This is a genomic window from Pseudomonas sp. LBUM1678, assembly GCF_059695575.1.
In genome coordinates, this window is the sequence record NZ_CP166775.1 from 3,356,776 (window position 1) to 3,380,825 (window position 24,050).

Here is a 24,050-nt window from a genome sequence, read left to right on the forward strand (position 1 = left end):
TTCGGTTCCTGAAAATCAAAGACCAACACAATCTAATGTGGCGAGGGGATTTATCCCCTCGCCACAATTCACCACGGCCAGTCGCGCAGCCAGCGCAGGGCTGGCTTCAACGCTCATTCCTCTTTGAAGGCCGCAAGCAAGCGCTCACGCAAAGGTTTCATCAGGTAGTTCATCAAGGTTCGCTCCCCCGTCACCACCGTGACATCGGCGAGCATGCCGGGGCGTACCAACAGACCAGCGGCCTGCAGCGAGGCAACGGTGTCGGCGGGAATTTCGACCTTGGCGGAAAAGTACGGCTGGTGCGTCTGTTCATTGATCAACTGGTCCGCCGACACCGTAGTCACAGTGCCGGTGACCGTCGGCGTATCCACCCGTTGCAGGGCAGTGAAATGCACATGCACCGGCAAACCCGGGCGTAACTTATTGGCCATCAGAGGCTCGAAACGCGCGGTGATCGCCATCGGCGCATCCAGCGGCACCACCTGCATCAGGGTTTGGCCGGCCTGCGCAACGCCCCCGACCGTGTGAATGCTCACGTCCATGACCTGCCCGGATACCGGCGCACGGATCGCACCGTTGTCGACTTCAAACTGCAAGGCATGAATCTGATCAGCATAACCGGCCGCCTCGGCGGAGACTTCGCTGAGCTGCGTTTCGGCATCACGGCGAAATTCCTGCTGCGCCTGCAAGGCCTTGAGCCGGCTTTCGCTGATCGCTTGGCGGGTCCTGCCAACATCGCCCACTCCGGAGGAAATCTGTCCAGCCAATTGGGCTGCATTGCGCTCGGCCTCGAGCAGTTGGTTGCGCGGAATGTAACCTTCACGGGCCAGATTGCGCAGGCCTTCCAGCTCCTGCTGCTGGAAGCGCATCTGCGCGTCGTAGTTTCGCTTGACGCCCTCGTAGCCGAGCAATTGCTGCTGCAAGGCCGCGGCTTCGTGTTCGATGATCTGCAAACGGCTGCCCAGTTCTGCACGGCGGGTCAGAAACAACTCGCTCTGTAAGGCCATGGCGGCCTTGACCCGCGGCTCGTCGGCACGCTCCAGCAGTTCAACGGGCCATTGGATCTCGGCTGAACCCAGGCGCTCGGCGATCAACCGCGCCTCGACGCTACGATCATTGAGCAACTTGCCCAAGGTCACGTCCCGTTGCGCCTGTGCCTGCACCGTATTGAGCTGGACCAGCAACTGTCCCTGGGTGTCGCGCTCGCCATCGCTGACCAGCAGCTTTTCTACCACCCCACCGACCAACGACTGCACAGCCTTGCGTTCGCCCGCCACCACCACGGTGCCGCTGCCCACGACACCCTGGTCGAGCGGCGCCAGACAAGCCCAGAGCAGGAAGCCGCCCAGTGTCAGGACCAGGAAACCCACACCATAGCGTGCAGCGCCCCCGGCGTCGGTACTGGCGCGTGGCTGCACTGTGGTGCCGCGCACACTCAGCCCCTGCTCGCTATACGTTTGTGCCTCTGGGGTCAGATCACGCATCTTCGCCAGCCTCCCTGACCGCGGCCGGTCTTGGCCCCGGTCTCAATGCCTTGAGCACCCGATCCCTTGGACCGAATGCATGTTGAGTACCGTCCTTGAGCACCAGGATGTGATCAACCACCGCCAGCACATTCGGCCGGTGGGTAATCAGCACCACGGTGCTGCCAGCAGCCTTGAGCGCATTGATGGCCTGCACCAGCGCCATCTCTCCGGCTTCATCGAGGTTGGAGTTGGGCTCATCGAGCACGATCAGCGACGGGTGCCCATAGAGCGCGCGAGCCAGACCGAGGCGTTGCTTTTGTCCACCGGACAAGCCAAGCCCGCCGGGGCCCAGCGGCGTATCGTAACCCTTGGGGAATTTCAGGATCATCTCGTGAATGCCGGCGTGACGCCCAGCGGCGATGATCTTGTCGGCGTCCTGCTCGCCGAAGCGGGCAATGTTGTCGGCCACACTGCCGTCGAACAGCTCGATGTCCTGCGGCAGGTATCCAAGGTGCGGGCCCAGGGCGTCGTGGGACCATTGACTGATCTCGGCGTCGTCCAGGCGCACCGACCCGCCCATGGCCGGCCATACCCCGACCAGCGCCCTGGCCAGCGTTGATTTACCACTGGCGCTGGGGCCAACGACGGCGAGCACATCACCTTTGGTCAGGCTGAAATTGATGCCCCTCAGGATCGGTTGCGAGGCGCCGGGCGGGCCGACATACACCTGATCCAGGCGCAGCGCGCCGGTGGGCGGTGGCAACGGCATGCGCAGGCGCTCGCGCGGTTGCTGAGCAAGCAGTTGGCTCAGGCGCTGGTAACTCTGGCGGCCAGAGTTGAATTGCTTCCACGAACCAATGGCGATTTCCACGGGTGCCAGAGCACGCCCCAGCAGCAGCGACATCGCAATCATCATGCCCGCAGACAATTGGCCTTCCAGCACCAGCAGTGCCCCCAGGCCCAGGGCCAGCGACTGTCCGGAGATGCGCACGAAGCGGGTCGTCGCGGTGATACGCGAGCCGCGGTCGCTGGCATGGGACTGGGCGGCAATGATGCGTTGCTGCAGCAGGCTCCAGCGCTGGCGCAACGGCCCGAGCATGCCCAGAGCCCGGATGACTTCGGCATTTTGTAGCGTGCTGTTTACATAGATCGACGACTGCACGCCCAGGCGATTGGCTTCGTCCAGGCGTGTGCGAGTCGCTAACTCGCCCCACAGCGCCAGGCCGATCAGTACCAGCGCGAGAACCAGCGTCAGCACGCCGAACCAAGGATGAAAGATGAACGCCACTAGCACGAAGATGGGTAACCACGGTGCATCCAGCAAGGCGATCAGGCCCTGGCCGGTGATTAACTGCCGTAGCGTCGCCAGATCGGTGAGCACCTGCGCCGGGTTCGCGTTGTGCTCACGCAGGCTGCGGGCGAAGGCGGCGTCGAAAATCCGCTCGCCCAGGGCCTCGTCCAGCCCGGCGCTCATGCGAATCATCACCTCGCCCCGTGCCCACTCGATCAGGGCGCTGAACATGAACAGTCCCAGTGCGATCAAGGTGAGCATGAATAAGGTGGTTTCGTTGCGACTGGTGAGGACCCGGTCGTACACCTGCATCATGTAGAGCGACGGCACCAGCACCAGCAGGTTGATCACACCACTGAACAGCGCCAACGACCAGAACACACGGCGATAGCTTAATAAAGCGGCATCAATGTCATGCCGTGGATCGAGAAGCAAACCCATAGAGTGTCGCCCGCAAAAGGAATGGTCGGTCCAAGACGCAATCCATCGCGAGCTTTTTGCCCTCAGGCATTGGAAAAAAATAGACGTAGTCTGACGTGCCGCTATCAGAGACGATCCTCGTCGCTACAGGCGTGAATACTGACAACGCAACCTCGGGTTAGTGCGGGCTGGGTTGTTGGGGGTGACGGGCGGGTATGTTGCACAACGCCACGAGGGAGAAAGCATGGAAGACCGCGACCTAGGTCAAGGTCGCCTCGAAATCACTTGAAAAAAGCATGAAGCGGCTTTGCCTCCTATAAGAAGGAAAAGTCGAACGGCCAGACCCTCTTCTAAACAAAAAAAAGGGAGGGCATCCATTGCCCCCCCTCCTCTGTTCACGCTCCCTGCGACAATACTGATCAGGACCTCAAGTAGCCAAAATGAAGTCTGTGGCAGTTACCGTTGTTGCGTCGGCCACACCGACCAGGCGGATGGACTCAGCTCCTGCGGAGCTGATCAAGGTATCCGCACCGACATCGGTGATGATGACGATGGCGGCAAAGGTCGCAGCTGTGACGCCGAACGCGGAAATATCGAGCAGGTCCTGGCCTCCCGCCGCGTTGGCATCGAAGCCGAAGATCTGATCGGCCCCGAAGCCCGCTGCGAACATGAAGATATCGTTGCCACTGCTGGCATCCATCATGTCGTTGCCGGCACCACCCGTGACCGTATCGTTGCCAGCACCGCCATCGAACAAGTCATTGCCGATGCCACCCAACAACGTGTCGTTACCGATACCGCCGAGCAGCGTGTCGTTGCCATCGCCACCCTCGAGCAGATCGTTGCCGGTACCGCCATCCAGGCGGTCGTCACCCAGCCCGCCGAGCAGCGTGTCGTTGCCGAGGTCACCATTGAGCGTGTCGTTACCGCCGTTGCCGGTGAGGATGTCGTCGCCGCTGCCACCATTGAGGGTGTCATTACCTGCCCCGGCGGTGATGACGTTGTTCGACACGTTGCCGTTGCCAGCGAAGTTGCCGACGCCGGTAAAGGTCAGGTTCTCGACGTTGGCGCTGAGCGTGTAACTCGCCTGCGACGCCTGCACGGTATCCGTACCGCCACCGGCCACTTCTACCACCACGTCCGCGGTTGTATCGACGATGTAGGTGTCGTTGCCGGCGCCCCCAACCAACTGGTCAGCGCCCGCACCGCCATTGAGGACGTCGTTGCCGACCCCGCCGGTCAGGGTGTTGGCCAGCGCATTACCGGTACCGGTGAAGTTACCGGCCCCGGTGAAGGCCAGGTTCTCGACGTTGGCACCCAGCAAGTAGGCGGCCAGACTGGTTTGCACCAGATCGGTACCACCGCCCAGCGCCTCGATGACGGTGTCACCGACGTTGTCGACCACAAAGGTGTCGTTGCCGACACCGCCGTTCATGACATCCGCGCCGAGCCCACCATTGAGGATGTCGTTGCCGCTATCACCATTGAGGGTGTCATTACCTGCACCGCCGGTGATGACGTTGTTCAACACGTTGCCGTTGCCGCTGAAGTTGCCGACGCCGGTAAAGGTCAGGTTTTCGACGTTGGCACCCAGTGTGTAACTGGCCAGCGACGTCTGCACGGTATCCGTACCGCCACCCGCCACTTCAACCACCACGTCCGCTGCAACATCGACGACGTAGGTATCGTTGCCGGCGCCCCCAACCAACTGGTCTGCACCCGCACCGCCATTGAGCACGTCGTTACCGACTCCGCCGGTGAGGGTGTTGGCCAGTGCATTACCGGTACCGGTGAAGTTGCCGGCACCGGTATAAGTCAGGTTCTCGACGTTGGCACCCAGTACGTAGTTAGCCAGGCTGGTTTGCACCAGATCGGTACCGCCACCCAACGCCTCGGTGACAGTGTCACCAGCGTTGTCGACCACAAAGGTGTCGTTGCCGGTACCGCCGTTCATGGCATCCGCGCCGAGCCCACCGATGAGGATGTCATTGCCGTCCCCGCCACTGAGGACGTCGTTCCCGACCCCGCCGGTGAGGGTGTTGGCCAGCGCATTACCCGTACCGGTGAAGTTACCGGCACCGGTATAGGTCAGGTTTTCGACGTTGGCACCGAGCACGTAGTTAGCCAGACTGGTTTGCACCAGATCGGTACCACCGCCCAGCGCCTCGGTGACAGTGTCACCAACGTTGTCGACCACAAAGGTGTCGTTGCCGGCACCGCCGTTCATGGCATCCGCGCCGAGTCCGCCGTTGAGGATGTCGTTGCCGTCCCCGCCATTGAGGGTATCGTTGCCGACCCCGCCGGTGAGGGTGTTGGCCAGCGCATTACCGGTACCGGTGAAGTTACCGGCACCGGTAGAGGTCAGGTTTTCGACGTTGGCGCCGAGCACGTAGCTAGCCAGACTGATTTGCACCAGATCGGTACCACCGCCCAGCGCCTCGATGACGGTGTCACCGACATTGTCCACCACGAATGTGTCGTTGCCGGCACCGCCGTTCATGGCATCCGCGCCGAGCCCACCGTTGAGGGTGTCGTTGCCGTCCTCGCCATTGAGGACGTCGTTGTCGTCTCCGCCGTTGAGAATGTCGTTGCCAGTGCCGCCAAACAGCTGGTCAATACCGGCCAGACCATTGAGCGTATCGTTCCCGCCCAGGCCAAGCAGCACATCGGCACCCGCGCCGCCGGTGAGGGTGTCCGCCAAAGCGGTACCTAGCAGCACAAGGCCGAGCGGCACCGTAACCGCTGCGGTCGCCGCAGAGGTCACCGACTCCAGCGTGCCGAAGCCATCGGTATAGCGCACGATCACCCGCAGTTGCAGATTGCTCTGCAACAGACCCGGGGTGAAGGTCGCAGCGGTCGCGCCGGTGATGTTGGTGAAGGAAGTGCCGATACCTTGCTGCCATTGGAAGCTGAAGGTACCCAACCCGTCCGCATCGGCAATCCCGGCAGTCAGCGCGGTCAACACCTGCCCTTGTTCAGGCGTCGTGTCGCTGATCAGCAACGCGCCTGTCGGTGCATCGTTGACGTTGGCCACCGGGTCCGAGGGGTCGGACGCGACGCTTTCGGCCACACCGAAGTCATCCACGTAACTGACCACCACGCGCACCTGATCGCCGACCTGGTCCTGGCCCAGCGTGAAGGTGTTACCGGTGGCGCCGACGATGTTGACGAAGCTCACCCCATTGGTGGCCTGCCACTGGTAGGTGAACTGCGGATTGCTGAGACCATCAATGTCGATGATGCTCGACGGGTCAGCGGTCAACAGTTGGTTCTGCACCAAAAGCCCATTTATGGTCGGCCCTGCGGTCGGTGTACTGTTCCCCGACGAGTCGATGATCTCCAGTGTGCCCTTGGTATCCTGATATACCGCCCGGACGCGGATGTTCAGGCCCGCTATATCATCCGCCACCCGGTAAGTGGTGCCGGTCGCCCTTGTAGCTTCGCCGGCAGCGACAACGGTGATGTCTTCATAGATGCCCGTGCCAGGGATGTTTTCCACCTGCCAGTAGTAAGCCACCGCACCGGTTACCGCGCCGGTTGGATTGGCCAGGCTTTGGTTGTCCGCATCGTGTACCGACCGATTGCTGACGCGCAGCAACTGGCCGGCAACAGGCGTATCGTCACGCAGGCCGGTAGCATCGTCGAGAATCGCCAGATGACCCGATGGGCCTTCGTTCAAGGCAGTGCCCACTCCGGATGCCTGCGCCTGGTCAGAGAACTGCAGTCGCTCGATGCCCGTCAGTCGATCGACGCCATCTCGCCCCGCCACCAAGTCGGTCACGATAACGTCGTCGCCCTGGACTTCGACAAGGTATTCCGACGCATTGCCAGAGAACACCGCAGTGTCGAAGCGGTCATTGCCGGTCAGAATCTCCCGCACGATGACCAGCTGGCCTGGGTTGTAAGTACCGTTCAGCATAAACGGCACCATCGGCTCCATGCTGTCGAACGTGGCGATTTCCGGGCCAGTACCATCAGCGTTTGCCCGTACGCTGATGCGTACGTTCAGCCACTTGTCCCCATGGATGATGTCGTCACCACCGCGACCTTCGATGAGGTCGCTGCCGCTGCCACCGAGGATAATATTGCCGCCGTCGAAGAACGTCGCTCCGTCTGGCAACAGATCAGCCAGGCCGTTGATCAGGTTAATGTTGGTCAGCACACTGCCGGTCGCTCCTGCGCCGGGTAGCGAAGTTGCGTCTTCGTTATCGCCACGCAGGAAGTCACCGTGCGCCGAACCCGACAACCCTTCCATGATGTCGAAACGCACGAGCGCCGAGGCACCCGAGCCCGGCACCGGAGGTACATCGAAAAAGCGGTCGGTGAAATCGATGGACACGCCTTGGGCGAGATCCTTGAAGGTTGCCCAGTCATAGCCGGAACCACCGATATAGCGGTCACCGAGGCCGAGACTGCCGACCATGATGTCGTCGCCGCCTTCGCCGTTGAACTTGTCGTTTTCGCCAGCGCCGATGTACACGTCGTGGCCGATGACAGGGTCGTTGCCGAGCGGGTCGAAGTTGTCGCCAGGTGCACCGTCCGAGGTGCCCTTCTCGATCCAGTCGTCGCCTTCGTTACCCATGTCCTGTTCGTTGGCTTTGCTGCCCAGGATGAAGTCGTTCCCCTGGCCACCAATGGCCTCGGAAGCGTCCTCGCCGGTGACGATGAAGTCATTGCCGAACCCGCCGATGATCAGGTTGACGCCATTACCACCGTGCAGCACGTCGTTGCCGTCGCCACCCTGGATGTTATCGTCGCCACCGCGGTCGCTGATGATGTCGTCGCCGGCGCCACCGCGCAGTTGGTCATTACCGTCACCCCCTTCGATGCGATCGTTGCCGCCGTCACCCCAGACAGTGTCATCGCCTTCACTGGCGATAAGGATGTCTGCGTTGTTGGTGCCGCCCAGTACGATGTGCTCATCACCGGTGTACCTGATGTAGTTGGAGTCCGGCCCTGCGGTCAGCGGGTTGTCGCGGAACACCACCTGCTCGCCGTTCTCGCCCAGTGGATCGGCGTTGCCCAGGCCATCGTTGAACTGCTTGCTCTGGTCCCTTTCCAGATAGAACCCCGGGTCCGAGAACACCAGGCCTGGCAAGTGCGTGGCCGAGGTGTTGGCCATGATCAGCTTGGCGAACGAGTTGCTTTCCAGCTCGGCATTCATCGACAGGCCGGAGGTACGCTCCAGATAATAGAAGCGGTCGCCGTCCTGCAGTTTTTCCATCTGGTTCTCGAACACGAAGTTGAAGGTCGAGCCGAGCATGCCGCCGAACGGCGTTTTCTCTTCGGCCAGGCCGCCGATCCAGAGGTCGATGGCATCGACGCCTGTGACGGTCACACCCTTCAGATCGTCGGCAGTCCCCAGCACCCCGTCCTTGCCGGCACGCGTCACGTTGGCCCAAGTGCCAGTACTGTTGAGGAAGTCCATACGGTCAGCCGGCGCATCCGTACCGCCAAATACCAGCGCCATGGCAGCAGCGCGTTTGGCTTCCAGAGTGGTCGCGGCCGTGATCGTGCCATGCGTGCCATAGGCCGCGATGAAGTTGATCAACGACTCCGGATGTTTGAGGTGTTGCACCAGGTCGACCCAGCTGGTGTAAGGCTTGAGTTGGGTATCACCGGTCTGGCTGTAGATGTCGCGGCGGATCGCGTTGAGTGAGGGAATCCCCACGTCGCGGCCACGGGCGATGTTGATCGCCGGCAGGTCGAGCGGCAGGCCGAGCAGGTTATTGCGCAGCGCCTCGGTCACGAACTCGTCGATCTCGTTACCGGCTTGCCGAGTCACCCCACGAATGATCGCACTGGTCGCATCCTCTGGCGTCACGCCACTGGCGGCGAACGCCAACGGGTTGAGGAACGCTGCGATCAAGCCCAGTTGCTGATCGGGATCAGCGCTGTTCGGATCGCCCACCACGTTGAAATCGGCATCGTAGCGATCGACGGTCTCGGTCAGCATCGAGTGGCCAAACCGGTACACGGTATGAGCGAACTCGGCGACGATCGAGGCATCGAGGTCGACGTCATAGACCTGGGTCGGTGCGAAGAACAGGTCGACTCTGGGCTGGATGGTCCGTGCAAACTCCTCGAACACCAGGTGTTGATACTGCATCTCGGTGCCGAACTTGGCCGCCTGGAACAAGCGCTCGCCATTCCACACCAGCGCATCGATTTCAGCCTGGTTGGCTGGCAACGCGCTGACAGGCGTGAGCAGCCACTCGTTGAGGAAGGCCACGTCAGCCGAATCGAGCACGGTGTCCATGGTCTGCGCTACCAGCCGGTTGTGCTCGGCGTGGAAGATCGCATGCACGGCAGTCAGGCCGATGTTCTCGTTGACCCGGCCGTCGCCGGCGATGTAGTGCGCATTCAGCAACTCGTTGTCGTAGGCCAGGTTGGCCCCGGTCTGCGGATTGACCGGCACTGCGTTGCCAATGTTGGAATCCGCGTCAGGTACGAGCACGCCACTGCTGAACACCGGCGCTGCATTGTGGGCAATGTCGGCGAGGAACTGGTGACCGGTGCGCACCGCATTGGTCAGGTCGACGGGAGCAAGCGGATTGCCTTCGACCAGAACGTCATCAGCCGTGCCGCCAAGACCGTCAGCCCCTTTCATCACAACCATCGGGAAGCCGTTTGGCCCTTTGATGAAGTTGCCATAAGCGTCGGTTGCCAACAACGGAGAGTTATCGACATCGGCATCGGTGAGGCGGATACCCAGAATGTCATTGGCCTGCGCCTTGACCACCTTCCAGGTGGCCATGCCACCGATTTCGGTGTCGTCTGCAGTCCCGAACTTGCCGTCCGTCCCCAGGTCACGGTTAGTGATCAGTCTGCCGGTCGCGATGGGGCCATTGTCAGTCAGCTCATAACCGCGCAGGAAAACCTGGTGCGAGGGGTGCGAGCTGTAAGTCTGGTTCTGGTCCACGAACGGCGTGGTGGTATTCGTGTGCTCACGGACATCGTCGGCCGTGCCGAGCACGCCATCCGCCCCGGGCTGGTTGGTCGCGCGGGTCAGCACCATAAAGTTGGTGTGGCCGCCGGGTACATACAGCGGATCATCCGGTTGCAGTGGAATGTAGACGGTGCCCGAACCGCCCTTGGTGAGCAGGTCCAGGCCATGGTCGAAGAACTGCCCGAAGAAGGTCATCCAGGCGTTGAACGGCGCGGACAATCCCGCATCCGCGGTGGTGTTTTCGAACAGGTACACATCGTGGTCGTCGGCAGTACCGAACTGACCATCCATGCCAGGGCTGGCGACGATCCGCACACCCTCCTTGAGCACGTCATCATTGTTCGGCACGCCGTAATTGAGCACACCGTCCGCCCCCGTGTCGTAAGCCGTGGCATAGGCCGCCGGGTTGTTCGACGTCTGGTCGACGATCAGATTACTGATGGTGCGCGGCTGCGAGTCAAACACAGCCCCGCTGGTTTGCTGATAGGACGATCCCGGGATGGCCGGCGAGCCGGGACCGAAGAATCCGGCAGGAGCACCTTCGGCCGGATTGAACACCGGATCGGTCAGCCGCGGAAAGACGTTATCGGCAGCACCATACTGGGTGTTGTTGATGCCATTGAGGTTCAGCAGGTTGTTGTTCGATCCATCGACCGAACGCAAGCCCAAGGGTGCGCGGATATTCGGGATCAACGAGAGGATGTCCTGACCGGCCGCGTCAGCCTCGGCAATCTTGATCTGATCAAGAATGAAGTTGAGGTCGGAGCGGACCATGTTGAGGCCCTCACCGCCCGCTGTCGCATCGACGACAGGTGCCTGCGCCACCGGCACAACCGGGGCGCCGGGAGCGACCACGGCAGTCGGTTGCGAGAACACCACTTCTGTCGTGCCATGACCATCCTGGTAGATCGCCTTGACCCGCAACGACAACCCGGCGAGATCTGGAGAGACCTTGAACGAGGTGCCGTCCGCACTCTGGAACGCCAGGTCACCGGCAGGTAGCAGGATGATGTCCTCGAACACGCCAGTGCCTGGATCGGCCTCGAACTGCCAGTAGTAGGACACTGAAGAATTGTTCAGAGTACCCCCGACATTGTTGGCATCGGTCACCCCGGCCACGCTGACGGTCAGCATGTCGCCCACCGTAATCGCCCCGCCGTTTCCATCGGCAATGGTCGGTCTGCCAACGGGTTGCGCATTAAGCCCCGGCACCAGCACTTGCTGGGTATCGGCGAACTGCAGGCGCTCGATATGCATCAGGGTATCGACGCCGTCGCGACCCACTTCGGTATCGGTCACCGTCCAGACATCGTCCGCCAGGCTGGCCGTGCCGCGATCGTCCCGTGTCACCACATACTCGGACTGGACGCCGGAGTAAAAGGCGGTATCGAAAGCCGCCCCGCCCGTCGAGGTCCCGGGCAGGATTTCCCGCACCGCCTTGAGCTGGCCCGGGTTATAGGTACCGTCCAGCATGAAAGGGATCATGTCGACCATGCTGTCGAAACTGGCGATCTCTGGACCGGTATGGTTGACATCTCCAGGCTCATAAACCGCAATCCTGACGTTGAGCCATTTGTCGCCGTCGATCAGGTCATCGCCCCCGCGACCTTCGATCAAGTCACTGCCGTCGCCACCCAGGATGATGTTGCCGGTGGCAAAGCCGGTGGTCGGCAAACCGGCATCCTGCAGAAGCTGAGCCAGTCCCCGAATCAACGCCACATTGGTCAGCGCGCTACCGGTGGTGCCACCGTGGTCGATGATGGTGGCCGCATCGACATTATCGCCCTTGAGCACATCGCCGAATTTCGAACCGGACAAGCCTTCGACCTCGGCAAACCGGTCGAGGATCGAGGCCGGCGATGCGCCGACCGGATTGAACGGCCCGTTGTTCTGGTTTGGCGCGTTGCCGTGTGGCTGAGCCAGCGTGGCCATGGTCAGGTCAACGGTGACGCCGATCCTGTCATTTTTGTGGGTCACCCAGTCGAAACCGGACATGCCGTCCATATTGTCCTGGGCATCGCTGCCGACGAAGATGTCATCGCCACCCTCCCCGATCATTTCGTCGAAGCCAGCACCCCCTATAAAGATGTCGTTGCCGATCACATCGTCGTTGAGCAAGGGCGAGGCGTTATCGCCAGGCGCACCGTCCTGGGTGCCCTTTTCGATCCAGTCATCGCCTTCGTTGCCGGTGGCTGGCAGGTTGGTCTTGGCACCCAGGATGAAATCGTCGCCCTGCCCGCCGAAGGTGGTGCTGACATCTTCGGTGGTAACGATGAAGTCCTGCCCATCGCCGCCCAGGATCAGATTGCCTCCAGCCAGCATGCTACCGGCCACGATCACATCGTTGCCGGCATTGCCTTCCAGGCGGTTGTCACCGAACGAGTCGGTGATGATGTCGTCGCCCGCGCCGCCCAGTACCGCATCGTTCCCGGCGCCCCCTTCGAGACGGTCGTTACCACCGTCACCGTAAAGGGTGTCATCGCCGTCACCGGAGATGAGGATGTCATTGCCGGCGGTGCCGCCCAGGACAACATGGTCTTCACCGGTGTATTGCAGATAATTGCTGTCCGCGCCAACGGTGTCGGGGTTGTTTCGGATCACCAGTGGCACGATTTCCACGCCGTTGATCATCAGGCCGCCAGTCGGGTCGGCGCCGCCGTTGGTGCCCAGGCCGGTGAACTGATTGGCCTGATTCACTTCCAGGGTGTACGTAGGCGTCAGGAACACGGTGTTCGACAGGTGGGTCACATCGGTGTTGAGCATGATCAGCTTGGCAAAGGAGTTGTTTTCCAGCTCGGTGCCGAAGTTCAGGCCAGCGGTGCGTGACAGGTAGTAGAAGCGGTCGCCGTCCTGCAACGCCTCCATCTGGGTTTCAAACACGAAGTTGAACGTCGAGCCGAGCATGCCGCCGAACGGCATCTTCTGCTCGGCGAGGCCACCGACCCAGAAGTCGATGTCGTCGACACCCGTGATCGTCACACCCGTCAGGTCGTCTGCAGTACCCAGCACCCCATCCTTGCCGGCCTTCGTTACGTTGGCCCAGGTACCGTTGCCGTTGAGGAAGTCCAGGCGGTCAACCGGCGCATCTGCACCACCGAAAACCAGCGCCAAGGCTGCAGCGCGTTTGTCGGCCAGCGTGGTCGCCGCGGTAATTGTGTCATGCGTGCCGTAGGCCGCGATGAAGTTAACCAACGACTCGGGGTGCTTGAGGTTGTCTGCCAAGTCAGCCCAACTGATGTACGGCTTGAGTTGGCTGTCGCCGGTTGACTGGTAGAACTCACGCCGCGCCTCATTCAACGTGGGGATGCCAGTGTCGCGACCACGCGCCAGGTTCAGGACCGGCAAATCGAGCGGCAGACCGAGCAGATTGTTGCGCAACGCTTCGGTGACGAACTCGTCGATCTCGTTGCCGAGCTGGCGGGTCACACCGCGAATGATCGCTCCTGCCGCTTCGTCCGCAGTGGCCCCGCTGCCGGCGAACGCCAGCGGGTTGAGGAAGGCCGCGATCAAACCCATTTGAGAGTCCGGGTTGTTCGGGTCAGTGAGCAGCGGATTGAATTCGGGGTCGAAACGATCGACGGTCTCGGTCAACATCGAGTGACCGAAGCGATACACCACGTGGGCGAACTCGGCGAGGATGGCCGGGTTGATCGAGGTGTCATACCCGTTGGGTGCAAGGAATGCATCGATCTGCGGCTGAATGGAACGCCCGAACTCCTCGAACACCAGGTGCTGGTACTGCATCTCGGTGCCAAACTTGGCGGCCTGGAACAGGCGTTCGCCGTCCCACACCAAGGCTGAGATTTCGGCGAGCGTCGTTGGCATTGTGGCGACGTCGTCCACCAGCCACTCATTGAGGAACGCCAGATCGCCGGCGGCCAGGATGGTTTGCTTGGATTGCTGGACCAGGCGGTTGTGCTCGGAGTGGAACACATGGTGCACGGCGGTCAGGCCAATGTTTTCGTTCGCCCGGCCGTCGCCGGCAATGTAGTGGGCGTCGAGCAGTTCGTTGTCATAGGTCAGGTTTTTGCCGCCCGCACCAACGGGCTGCGCATTGCCGACATCGGCGTCGGTATCCGCCTGCAGAACCCCACCGACGACGACCGGCGCGGCATTGTGGGCGATGTCGTCGAGGAAACCATGCCCGGTGCTTACGGCGCTGGCCAGACTGATCGGAGCATCCCGATTGCCTTCGACCAATTGCGTGATGTCATCAGCCGTCCCGGCAATACCGTCGGCACCGTTACTGGTGCGCATCACCACCTGCGGCATACCGTTCGGCCCCCGGACGAAGTTGCCATAGGCATCAGTTGCCAGCAGCGGCACGTTGTGCACATCAATGTCGGTCAGGTTGATGCCGAGAATGTCACGGGCCTGAGCTTTTACCACCGCCCAGGTCGCCATGCCGCCACTTTCGCCGTCGCCATCATCGGCAGTGCCGAACTTGCCATCGGCGCCGAGATCGCGGTTGGTAATCAAGCGCCCCGTTGCAATAGGGTCACCTGCCGCGTTCAGGACGTACTCACGCAGAAACACCTGATGCGACGGGTGCGAGCTGTAGGTCTGGCTCTGGTCTACGAATGGCGAGGTGGTATTGGGCTGGCCATCATCGGCAGTGCCGTTTATTCCGTCCGCGCCGGCCGTACGCACTGCTCGTGACAGCACCATGAAATTAGTCGGGCTGCCCGGTATGAACAACGGATCGTCCGGCTGCAGCGGAATAAACACGATGTCGGTACTGCTCTTGCTGACCAGGTCGAGGCCGTGGTCGAAGAACTGGCCGAAGAAGGTCATCCACGAGTTAAAGCCGGCGGTCAGACCGACGTCCGGCGACTCGTTGGGGATAAAGAACACTTCCTTGTCGTCGTCCGTGCCGAACACGCCATCCAGACCGGGGCTGATCACCGGGTTGGCACCTCCGTTCGCCGCAACCGCGGCCGGGTTGTTGGCGGTCTGGTCGTTGATCAGGTTACTGATGATCCGTGGCTGCGGGTCGACCACCGTCCCTGTCCCGGCATATGCCGCTCGATACGAAGCATCAAGCAAGCGCAGGAAGGAATTGTCCGCAGCGCCAAACTCGCTTTGCCCGGCGACCAGGTTGTTGTAGCTGCCATCGACGGTTCGCAGGCCGAATGGCACCTGACTGTTGGGTAGTAAATCACTGAGGCTGGTGCCGTTGGCATGCGCTTCTGCGATGAAGATTTGCTTGAGGATGAATTCCAGGTCCGACTTGTTGAAATTGGCCATTTCGATTGCCCTCGATCTATATGGGAAAGGCTCGGGACGAATAAATCCTCCCGCGCCAAGTCACGTGCTGGCTTGCGCAGTTCGTTGTTTCAGTGTCTGGCGAGAGCAGGCGTGGGGCAGGCAAAGCCGTCCCCTGCGCCGGTGAATGCGCGCCTGGAATTCGCTGGATGAATTGCTCGCTGAGCGATTAGGCAGAGCGATTCCGAGCCACTGGTGGGCCATGGAATCGGGAAGTCGAAGCGAACTTCCTGAACAGCTCCGTCACGGTGCTACAGAACGAAATGATCGACATGCCGTGCTCCTTCAGGGCCACCGTGCCTTGCACTTTCGAAGCGATGGCAGGCTTCAGACGGGCGCCCTTGAACATGACTAAAGTTCCATAGCAATGCGCTGTCAATATTACGACGCAAAAAACGACGATTGGCATTTGACATGCCAACTTACTGTTCTTGAACGGGATATAGAGATTCATAAGAACTGCTAGAGCGAAATGTTATTTAAAACTGTATCGCTAGAGAGACAAACGCCACCTACGCTGCTGCTTGTAAACGTAAAAAGTTAGGGAACTTTTCCAGGAGCGCTACAGCTTGTGTCAACGAGACGCGCTTGCAACTACATCTATGGTTTGCCACAACATTTGCTGCTGCTGCTTGCCGCAAGCAAAACCGGTTTTTCGGTGAGGGACTATCAAATGAACAAGCTCTCGAGTACCCGCTCCGAACTGGCCGACGCGATTTTTCGCCTGCGTCGCAGTTTTTATTCGCTGGCAGGGTTCAGTGGCATCATCAACGTCATGATGTTGACGCCAGCCGTGTACATGCTGCAGGTCTATGACCGGGCCCTGGTCAGTCGCAACGTCACAACGTTGACGATGTTGACCTTGCTGGTGATAGGACTGTTCTTGCTGATGTCCACCCTGGAACTGGTCCGCACCCGCGTGCTGATCCGGGTCGGCAACTGCCTCGACATGGACCTCAACCGACGCATTTTCACGGCTGCGTTCGAGCGCAACCTGAGCCGCGCCGGAGGTAATCCGGCCCAGGCCTTGCAAGATCTGTCGCAGGTTCGTCAGTTCCTCACCGGCAATGCCCTGTTCGCTTTTTTCGATGCGCCCTGGACGCCGATGTACCTGCTGGTCGCCTATCTGATCCACCCACTACTCGGACTGATCACCCTGATCGGCTCGCTGATTCTGGTGTTCCTGGCTTATCTCACCGAAAAGGCGACGCAGAAGCCGCTGGCCGAAGCCAATCAGGCCGCCCTCTCCTCCGCCTGCTACGCCAACAACAACCTGCGCAACGCCGAGGTCATCGAGGCCATGGGCATGCTGCCGTCGATTGGCAAGCGCTGGTACCAAAGCCATTTGCGCATCCTGGAAATGCAGACCCTGGCCTCCGACCGCGCCGCCCTGATCAGCAGCACCGGGCGCTTCGTGCGTATCACTTTGCAATCGCTGATCCTCGGCGCCGGCGCACTGCTGGCGATCGAAGGCAAGATCACCCCCGGGATGATGATTGCTTGCTCGATCCTCACCGGCCGAGCGCTGGCCCCGGTGGAACAAGTCATCGCGTCGTGGAAACAACTGCTCGGTTGCCGTTCGGCCTGGGGCCGGCTCAACGAGATGCTTGAAGACTTTCCGCGCCGGCCACCCAGCATGTCGCTGCAGCGGCCGCTTGGCATGCTGGCGGTGGAGAATGTGTATGCCGGTGCCCCCGGCACCAGCAACACGATTCTGCGCGGGGTGAGCTTCAACCTTTCACCCGGCGAAAGCCTTGGCATTATCGGTCCATCCGCCTCGGGCAAATCCACCCTCGCCCGGCTGTTGGTCGGCGTCTGGCCGGCACAGGCCGGCAAGGTGCGCCTGGACGGCGCGGACATATTCACCTGGAACAAGGGTGAACTTGGTCCCTGGCTCGGTTACCTGCCGCAGGATGTGGAGCTGTTCGAGGGCACCATCGCCGACAACATTGCGCGCTTTGGCGAAGTGGACAGCGACGCGGTCATCCGCGCCGCAAGAGCGACTGGCGTGCACGAGATGATCCTGCGTTTTACGCAGGGTTATGAGACCCGTCTGGGCACCGATGGCAGCCCGCTTTCCGGTGGCCAGAAGCAACGCATCGCCCTGGCCCGCGCGCTGTATGGAGAGCCCAATCTGATTGTGCTGGATGAGCCGAACGCCAACCTCGACGACGTCGGTGAAAAGGCCCTGGTCGATGCGCTGGCCCAACTCAAGGGCCGTGGCGCCACCGTCATTCTGATTTCCCACCGTCCCAACGTGCTCTGCGCCGTCGATAAGGTGCTGATGCTGCGCGACGGCGGCGTGCAGATGCTTGGCACACGTGACGAAGTATTCGCAGCGCTGCGCAAGACCAATGTGATGCCTGCAGGCGCGTCGACTCCGCTGGCCTCCGTCAAAGCACGGGAGTGACCGATCATGCAAATGAACCAACACATCGAGATGATTCGTACCGATCCCAGAAACGAGGTGGATCTGGACGTCGGCAAACCCATGCGCTGGGGCATTTGGCTGGTGCTCGCCGGCTTCGGCGGCTTCCTCCTGTGGTCCTGGCTGGCGCCGCTGGATGCCGGCGTGGTAGCGACAGGCACGGTAAAAGTCACCAGCAATCGCAAAGCCGTGCAGCATCTGAGCGGCGGCACCGTGGAGGCCATTCTTGTTCGCGAAGGCGATGCTGTGAAAAAAGGCCAGGAGGTGGTTCGCCTCGACTCGCTGCGTGCCGTTTCCGAACAGGGTGCAGTCAGCGCCCAGTACATCGTCAGCAAGACAGTGGAAAACCGCCTGGAAGCGGAACGTGACGGTCGCGATGTCGTGACCTACGACCCCGAATTGCTCAAGCGCTTCGGGAACGACCACCGCCTGGTGGCCGCCATGAATCTGCAACAACGCTTGCTCGATACCCGGCGCGCCGGCCTCGCTGGCGAAATCAGCATCCTGCAGGAAAATCTCGCAGCGTCGGCGGTGCAGCTCAAGGGTCTGCAGCAGGTCTATGGCGCCCGCGCCTCGCAGATCAACTTCCTCAACCAGGAACTACAAGGCACCCGAGTGCTGGCGGCCGAAGGCTACGTGCCGCGCAACCGACTGCTTGAGCTGGAACGCAGCAATGCCGACCTCTCCGCCGGCCAGGCCGAGAACCTCAATAACATCGCTCGCATACGTAGCCAGACCACCGAAATCAAACTGCGCATCCTGCAGCGCCAGCATGATTACCAGAAGGAGGTCGAATCGCAGCTCACCGACACCGCCAAGGAAAACACCACCTTGGCCGACCGCTTGCGTGCGCTGGACTATGAAGTGACCCACACCGTGATTCGCTCGCCCATCGATGGCATGGTCCAGTCACTGAGCATTGCGACCATCGGCGGGATCATTCAGCCCGGCTTCAAAATCATGGAAATCGTTCCGGACAACGAACCGCTGCAGGTCGACGCGATGATTCCCGTACAGGCCATCGACAAGATGGTCCCCGGCCTGGCTGTGGACATTGCCTTCCCGGCCTTCAACCATGCCCAGACGCCCAACATCCCTGGCCGCGTGAAGACCGTCTCCGCCGACCGCCTGCTCGACGAGGAAAGCAAGCAACCGTTTTACCTGGCTCAGGTAGAAGTCACGCCCGATGGCATGAGCCTGCTTGGCAGCAATCACATTCGTCCCGGCATGCCCGCCAGCGTCACCATCAAGACCGGCGAACGCAACTTGATGAGCTATCTCCTCAAACCAATGCTCGAGCGTGTCGACAGCTCCTTCAAGGAACAATGAAATGGACCGTCATTGCCTGTTCTTCTGCCTGCTGGCGCTGTCCCTCCCGGCCACCGCCATGGACCTCAAACAAGCCTGGGATCTGTTGCAGTACCAGGGCCCCGTCTACCGCGCCGCCGTACATGAAAAACAGGCCGGCCTGGAAAACCGCGCCATCGGCCAGGCCGGCCTGCTGCCGCAAATCAGTGCCTCGGCCTACGACAACAAGGTCAATGGTACCCAGCGCCAGAGCGGCATCGAAAGGGATCTGGACTACGACTCCAAGGGCGCTAACGTGCGCCTGCGCCAGCCGCTGTTCAACAAACAGAAAATGGCTGAGTACCGCCAAGGTAATCAGCGAGCCGACTACAGCGTCGCGGTGTTCGATGCCAAGAGTCAGGACGCCGCGGTGCGCCTCGCCGAAAGCTATTTCGACGTGCTTTTGGCCAGCGAAACCATCGTCCTCGCCAAGTCCAAGCTGAGCGCCTTCGATGAGCAACTCGCTTCGGCGAAACGGCGCATGGAGCTGGGGGCCGGCACCGTCACCGACATTGACGAGTCGCTCGCTCGCCGCGACCTCGCCGAAGCCGAGCTGATCGAAGCTCAGGACAACCTGATCAATGCGCGCCGCAAGCTTGAGGAGCACATCGGAGAAACCCCCGAATCGCTGATCACCTTGCGTCCGGGCTTCGATACACCACCGCTACTGCCGAGCAACCTGCAGGACTGGCTGATCAAGGCTCAGACCGATAGCCCGCTGATCCATGCGCGCCGTCATAGCAGCAACCTCGCTGAAGAAGAAGTGAAGCGCGCCAGGGCTGGCCACTGGCCGACACTGGATTTCGTCGCTGGCTACACCGCGGGCGATAGCCAATCAATCTCCGAGCTCAATCAACGCAACCGCTACGGCTCAATCGGGCTGGAAGTCAATTTCCCGCTGTACAGCGGTGGCGGTACCAGCGCGCTGGCACGCCAAGCCAGCGCCAATAGTTACAAGGCCCTGGACGAGCTCGACGCCACGCGTCAGGAAGTCATCTCCGGAACCACCCGCGAGTATGCCGGCATACACAGCGGCGCCAAACGTATTCATGCGCTGAAGCGGGCCGTGGAGTCCAACGAGCGCTCACTGGCTTCGACACGCAAGGGCTTCAAGGAAGGCGGCACCAGTACCAACTCGGACGTCCTCAACGCCGAAGAGTTGCTCTTCGTTGCGCGTCACGATCTGTTCGAGGCCAAGTTGCGCTATTTGATGTCGCGTCTACGCCTGGCGTCTTCGGTGGGCAGTCTTGGCGACGACGATATCGACCAGATCAACAATTACCTTGGCCCGGAACTGCTGGTCACCAACTGAAGTTCGCCGGTCGGCCGGTCGCGCCAAATGATGGCCGACCGGCTCCCCACTTCCGGGTCACTCTGATTCATCAAATCCCGCCGCTCATCACCCTCCCACTGAACCACTCTCAACGCTCTGGCGCTGATTTTGCACTGTCGAAAACGGGCAACTCCATTCCCATAACCGGGGCACTACACCCACCATAAACGGGGAGTTTCAACCGTATTTGAGGAATATCACCCACCCTGTTTTACGATCACTTGTCACACTCACAGCCGCCAGTCAATAAAATTGAACTTTTTCTTCGCGCTGCTGTAGTGGCTCGTTTGTTGCTCCGCTCCTTGTAACCGCATTAGCTGTCGTCCCAAACATGGAGACGGCGGGGCATCACGCGAGGGGTGAAAAATGAAACGCGCAAAACCACCATGCAATTCCATCGACTTGCTGCGCAGGTCAAGTTTGCCCTGTGCGATGCTCCTTACTCTCAACACCGCCAATGCCGTGCCGCTCGACGATGTCAGCCAGCCGCCACCGACGGACCCCTCGGCGTATACCAATCCGCCCGCCGACCCTGCGGCAGCGCTGGAAGCATTGAAAACAATGCCGTCGACCAACCAGGGCGCGATTGCCCTGCCCAACGGCGCGTACGGTGACCGCAATACCCCGCGCGCCGACAACGTGCTGCCGCCCAGCCTGCAAACTTCGTTCAAAATCCCCACCAACGGCAAGCCCAGCCCATTGTTCGGGGCGCAGCCCTATACCCAGCAACTGCTGCTGTTGGAGGAATTCGGCACGGAAAAACTCGACCCGACCCTGCCCGCGCCGACACTGACATTCCCTGTGCCCCTTGCCGGCCCGGCGCCACAGCAGGACCCCGACAGCATCGCTCGCAGCGGCCCGTCGAGTTCGGCACTGGAAGCCTTCATGCGCCAGCCCGGGCTTTACCCGTTTCCGTCGCAATACTCCAACGTGCTGGATCGCAACCCCTGGAAATCGCAGATTGAAGCCTTCCTCAACCGCCATCCGGTAGGTTCGCCGGCCGAAGGTCGTCCGCCAGGAAAAGGCTGGTCCCATCAACGCTGGAACGAGTTCTACCCGCAGGTTGCCTTCAAAACCGTGCAAGCGGGCGCCAAACTCAACGGCGGCATGCGCGACCGCCGACAAATGCACAACTACGCCGTCGGTGAGTTCGGGCCTGGCGGGCTCTACTACCAGACTTCGGACATCCCGGCCACAACGGGCACGACCAAAGGCATCGACACCCGTTTTCACCCCAAAATGCCGATTCAGAACCACAAAGCGCTATGGACCTTCGACGGCACCTTTCCGGTAAAACTGCTGATGGTGCGTTACGGCCAACCGGTGCTGATGCGTCACTACAACGCCCTGCCGATCGACCCTGCGGCAAACATGGGTTTTGGCCTGCATACCCTCAGCACCCACGAACACAACGGCCACAACCCGGCCGAAAGCGACGGCTATACCAATGCGTTTTTCTTTCCGGGGCAGTACTACGACTATCGCTGGCCGATGCAACTGGCCGGCTACGACACCATCAACACCAAGGCTGAAGATCCTCGCGCGGCGTTCCCCTGCGCACCGGGCGAAACCCTGTTCGTCAACGACGCCAACCCGGGCCTGAAGACCTGCAACAACGGCACCATCAAGATCCGCGGCGACTGGCGCGAAACCATGAGTACCCACTGGTTCCACGACCACATGCTCGATTTCACCGCGCAGAACGTCTACAAGGGCAACGCCGTGATGATGAACTACTACAGCGGCCTGGATCGTGGCAATGAGGCGGTCGAGGACGGCGTCAACCTGCGCCTGCCCAGCGGTTCGGCGCTGCCCTGGGGCAACCGCGACTATGACGTCAACCTCATGATGGCCGACAAGGCCTGGGATAAGAACGGCCAGCTGTGGTTCAACCCGTTCAACACCGACGGCTTCCTTGGCGATCAGATCCTGGTCAACTGGCAGTACCAGCCGCGCCTGAACGTGCGCGCGCGCAGTTATCGTTTCCGCATACTCAACGGCTCGATATCACGCTACTTCAGGATCGCTCTGGTGCGTGAAATCGCCGGAACCAGTGGCGAATTCCCCGGACCGGCAGGTTCCGGCCTGTCCTATGCCCGTGTGCCGTTCCACCTGATCGGCAACGACGGCAACCTCATGGAACACGCCGTGCCGTTCGACGGCAGCATGGACCTGGACGCCGACGGCGACATGCAGGACCACAACGCTATCCTGCCGACCCAGGGCATTGCCGAGCGCTACGACATCATCGTCAACTTCGCGAAAAACGGGATCAAGACCGGGGACAAGCTGTACTTCGTCAACTTGATGGTGCACCAGACCGGCAAGGGTCCGGAGGCAGAGGTGGTGAGCCTGGCCGATGTCCTGTCCGGGAAGTACAAAGCGGTGCTCAAGCTGGGTAGCAAAGGGCTGGAATGGGACAACGGCGACCCGGTGGTAGGCAAGTTCATGCAATTGGTGGTTCAGCCTTACAGCGGCACGGATGTGAGCATGAACCCTGCCGACTACGAGCCGGCCAAACCGGGTAAGCCGGAGGGTAAAATCATGATTCCGCTGACCCTCAACCGTGACGATCCGACGGTGCAGGCCAAACTCAAACTGGCGCGGCATCGCGAGTTCATCTTTGGCCGCTCCGACGGCACCGACGAAGAACCCTGGACCATCAAGACCGACGGTGGTTTTGGCTACCAGATGGACTCGCGTCAAATCAGCGCCGCCCCGCAACTGGCCAACGGCCCAACCGATGCCGGCTACAGTGGCGACGGTACGCTGGAAGTGTGGAAAATCAAGAATGGCGGCAACGGCTGGACCCACCCGGTGCACGTGCATTTCGAAGAAGGCATCGTCCTCAACCGCGACGGCAAGGCGCCGCCGGAATGGGAAAAAGGAGCACGCAAGGACGTCTATCGCATTGGCGAGGGCATCGACAGTTCGGTGGATGTGGAAATAGCCATCCGCTTCCGCGAGTTCGCCGGGACCTACATGGAGCACTGCCACAACACCCAGCATGAGGACACTTCGATGCTGCTGCGCTGGGACATCGAGAGACCCGGCCAGTTCCAGTTGATGCCAACACCCCTGCCCGGCTGGGACGGCGTCACCTATGTGAACTCTGCGGCGCTGCCGACCTTCCGCACAGGCGAAGGCGAAAACAAAAAACCGGTCGCCAAACCCGACAGTGCCACCAGCAGAGACGGCAAACCGCTGACCATCAATGTCCTGGTCAACGACACCGACCCTGACGGTAATGTGCCACTTAAAGTGGTAGGTCTGACGCAACCGAGCGCCGGCAAGGGCACGGTCACGGTCAGCACCGACGGCTTACGCGTGATCTACACACCACCGTCTACAATCGCCGCGTCGTTCGTCGCCAGCTTTACCTATCAAGCCAGTGATACCAAGGGTGCGATGTCGACACCGGCGACGGTGACCGTGGCCGTCTCGGCACCAGTAAGACGCTGACGGTGAGCGGTGATCGCAACGATCACCGCAGGCCTGCCAAGGATTGCCTGAAGGCAATGGGTCGATAGCTGCCGTTTATGCGGCAGCTA

7 protein-coding genes are annotated in these 24,050 nt (G+C 61.0%); 4 read left to right on the forward strand and 3 right to left on the reverse strand.

Going from position 1 to position 24,050, the window contains the following annotated elements:
• Positions 1-113: 113 nt before the first annotated feature.
• The 3 genes from ACA070_RS15340 to ACA070_RS15350 all read right to left on the reverse strand — a co-directional run bounded on the left by ACA070_RS15340 (position 114) and on the right by ACA070_RS15350 (position 15,373).
• Positions 114-1,484, reverse strand: a complete 1,371-nt coding sequence (locus tag ACA070_RS15340; protein ID WP_497451861.1) for an HlyD family type I secretion periplasmic adaptor subunit — start codon at positions 1,482-1,484, stop codon at positions 114-116.
• Entirely contained in the window at positions 1,477-3,198 is a 1,722-nt protein-coding gene (locus tag ACA070_RS15345) for a type I secretion system permease/ATPase (RefSeq protein ID WP_497451862.1), read from the reverse strand. Before ACA070_RS15345 ends, ACA070_RS15340 begins: the two co-directional genes overlap by 8 nt.
• A gap of 406 nt (positions 3,199-3,604) precedes the next feature.
• Positions 3,605-15,373: a peroxidase family protein gene (locus ACA070_RS15350; RefSeq protein ID WP_497451863.1), complete on the reverse strand. Its 11,769-nt coding sequence runs from the start codon at positions 15,371-15,373 to the stop codon at positions 3,605-3,607.
• Positions 15,374-16,064: 691 nt separating this feature from the next.
• Between ACA070_RS15350 and ACA070_RS15355 the strand changes: the two genes are divergently transcribed.
• The 4 genes from ACA070_RS15355 (at position 16,065) to ACA070_RS15370 (ending at position 23,961) form a co-directional block, all read left to right on the forward strand.
• Complete coding sequence (locus ACA070_RS15355) at positions 16,065-17,801, forward strand: type I secretion system permease/ATPase (RefSeq protein ID WP_497451864.1); 1,737 nt, start codon at positions 16,065-16,067, stop codon at positions 17,799-17,801.
• A gap of 6 nt (positions 17,802-17,807) precedes the next feature.
• On the forward strand, positions 17,808-19,148 hold the full coding sequence (locus ACA070_RS15360) for an HlyD family type I secretion periplasmic adaptor subunit (RefSeq protein ID WP_497451865.1): 1,341 nt from the start codon (positions 17,808-17,810) through the stop codon (positions 19,146-19,148).
• A gap of 1 nt (position 19,149) precedes the next feature.
• On the forward strand, positions 19,150-20,478 hold the full coding sequence (locus ACA070_RS15365; RefSeq protein WP_497451866.1) for a TolC family outer membrane protein: 1,329 nt from the start codon (positions 19,150-19,152) through the stop codon (positions 20,476-20,478).
• 453 nt (positions 20,479-20,931) lie between these two features.
• The gene (locus ACA070_RS15370; RefSeq protein WP_497451867.1) at positions 20,932-23,961 is read left to right on the forward strand and encodes an Ig-like domain-containing protein; all 3,030 of its coding nucleotides are present in this window, start codon (positions 20,932-20,934) and stop codon (positions 23,959-23,961) included.
• Positions 23,962-24,050 lie beyond the last annotated feature (89 nt).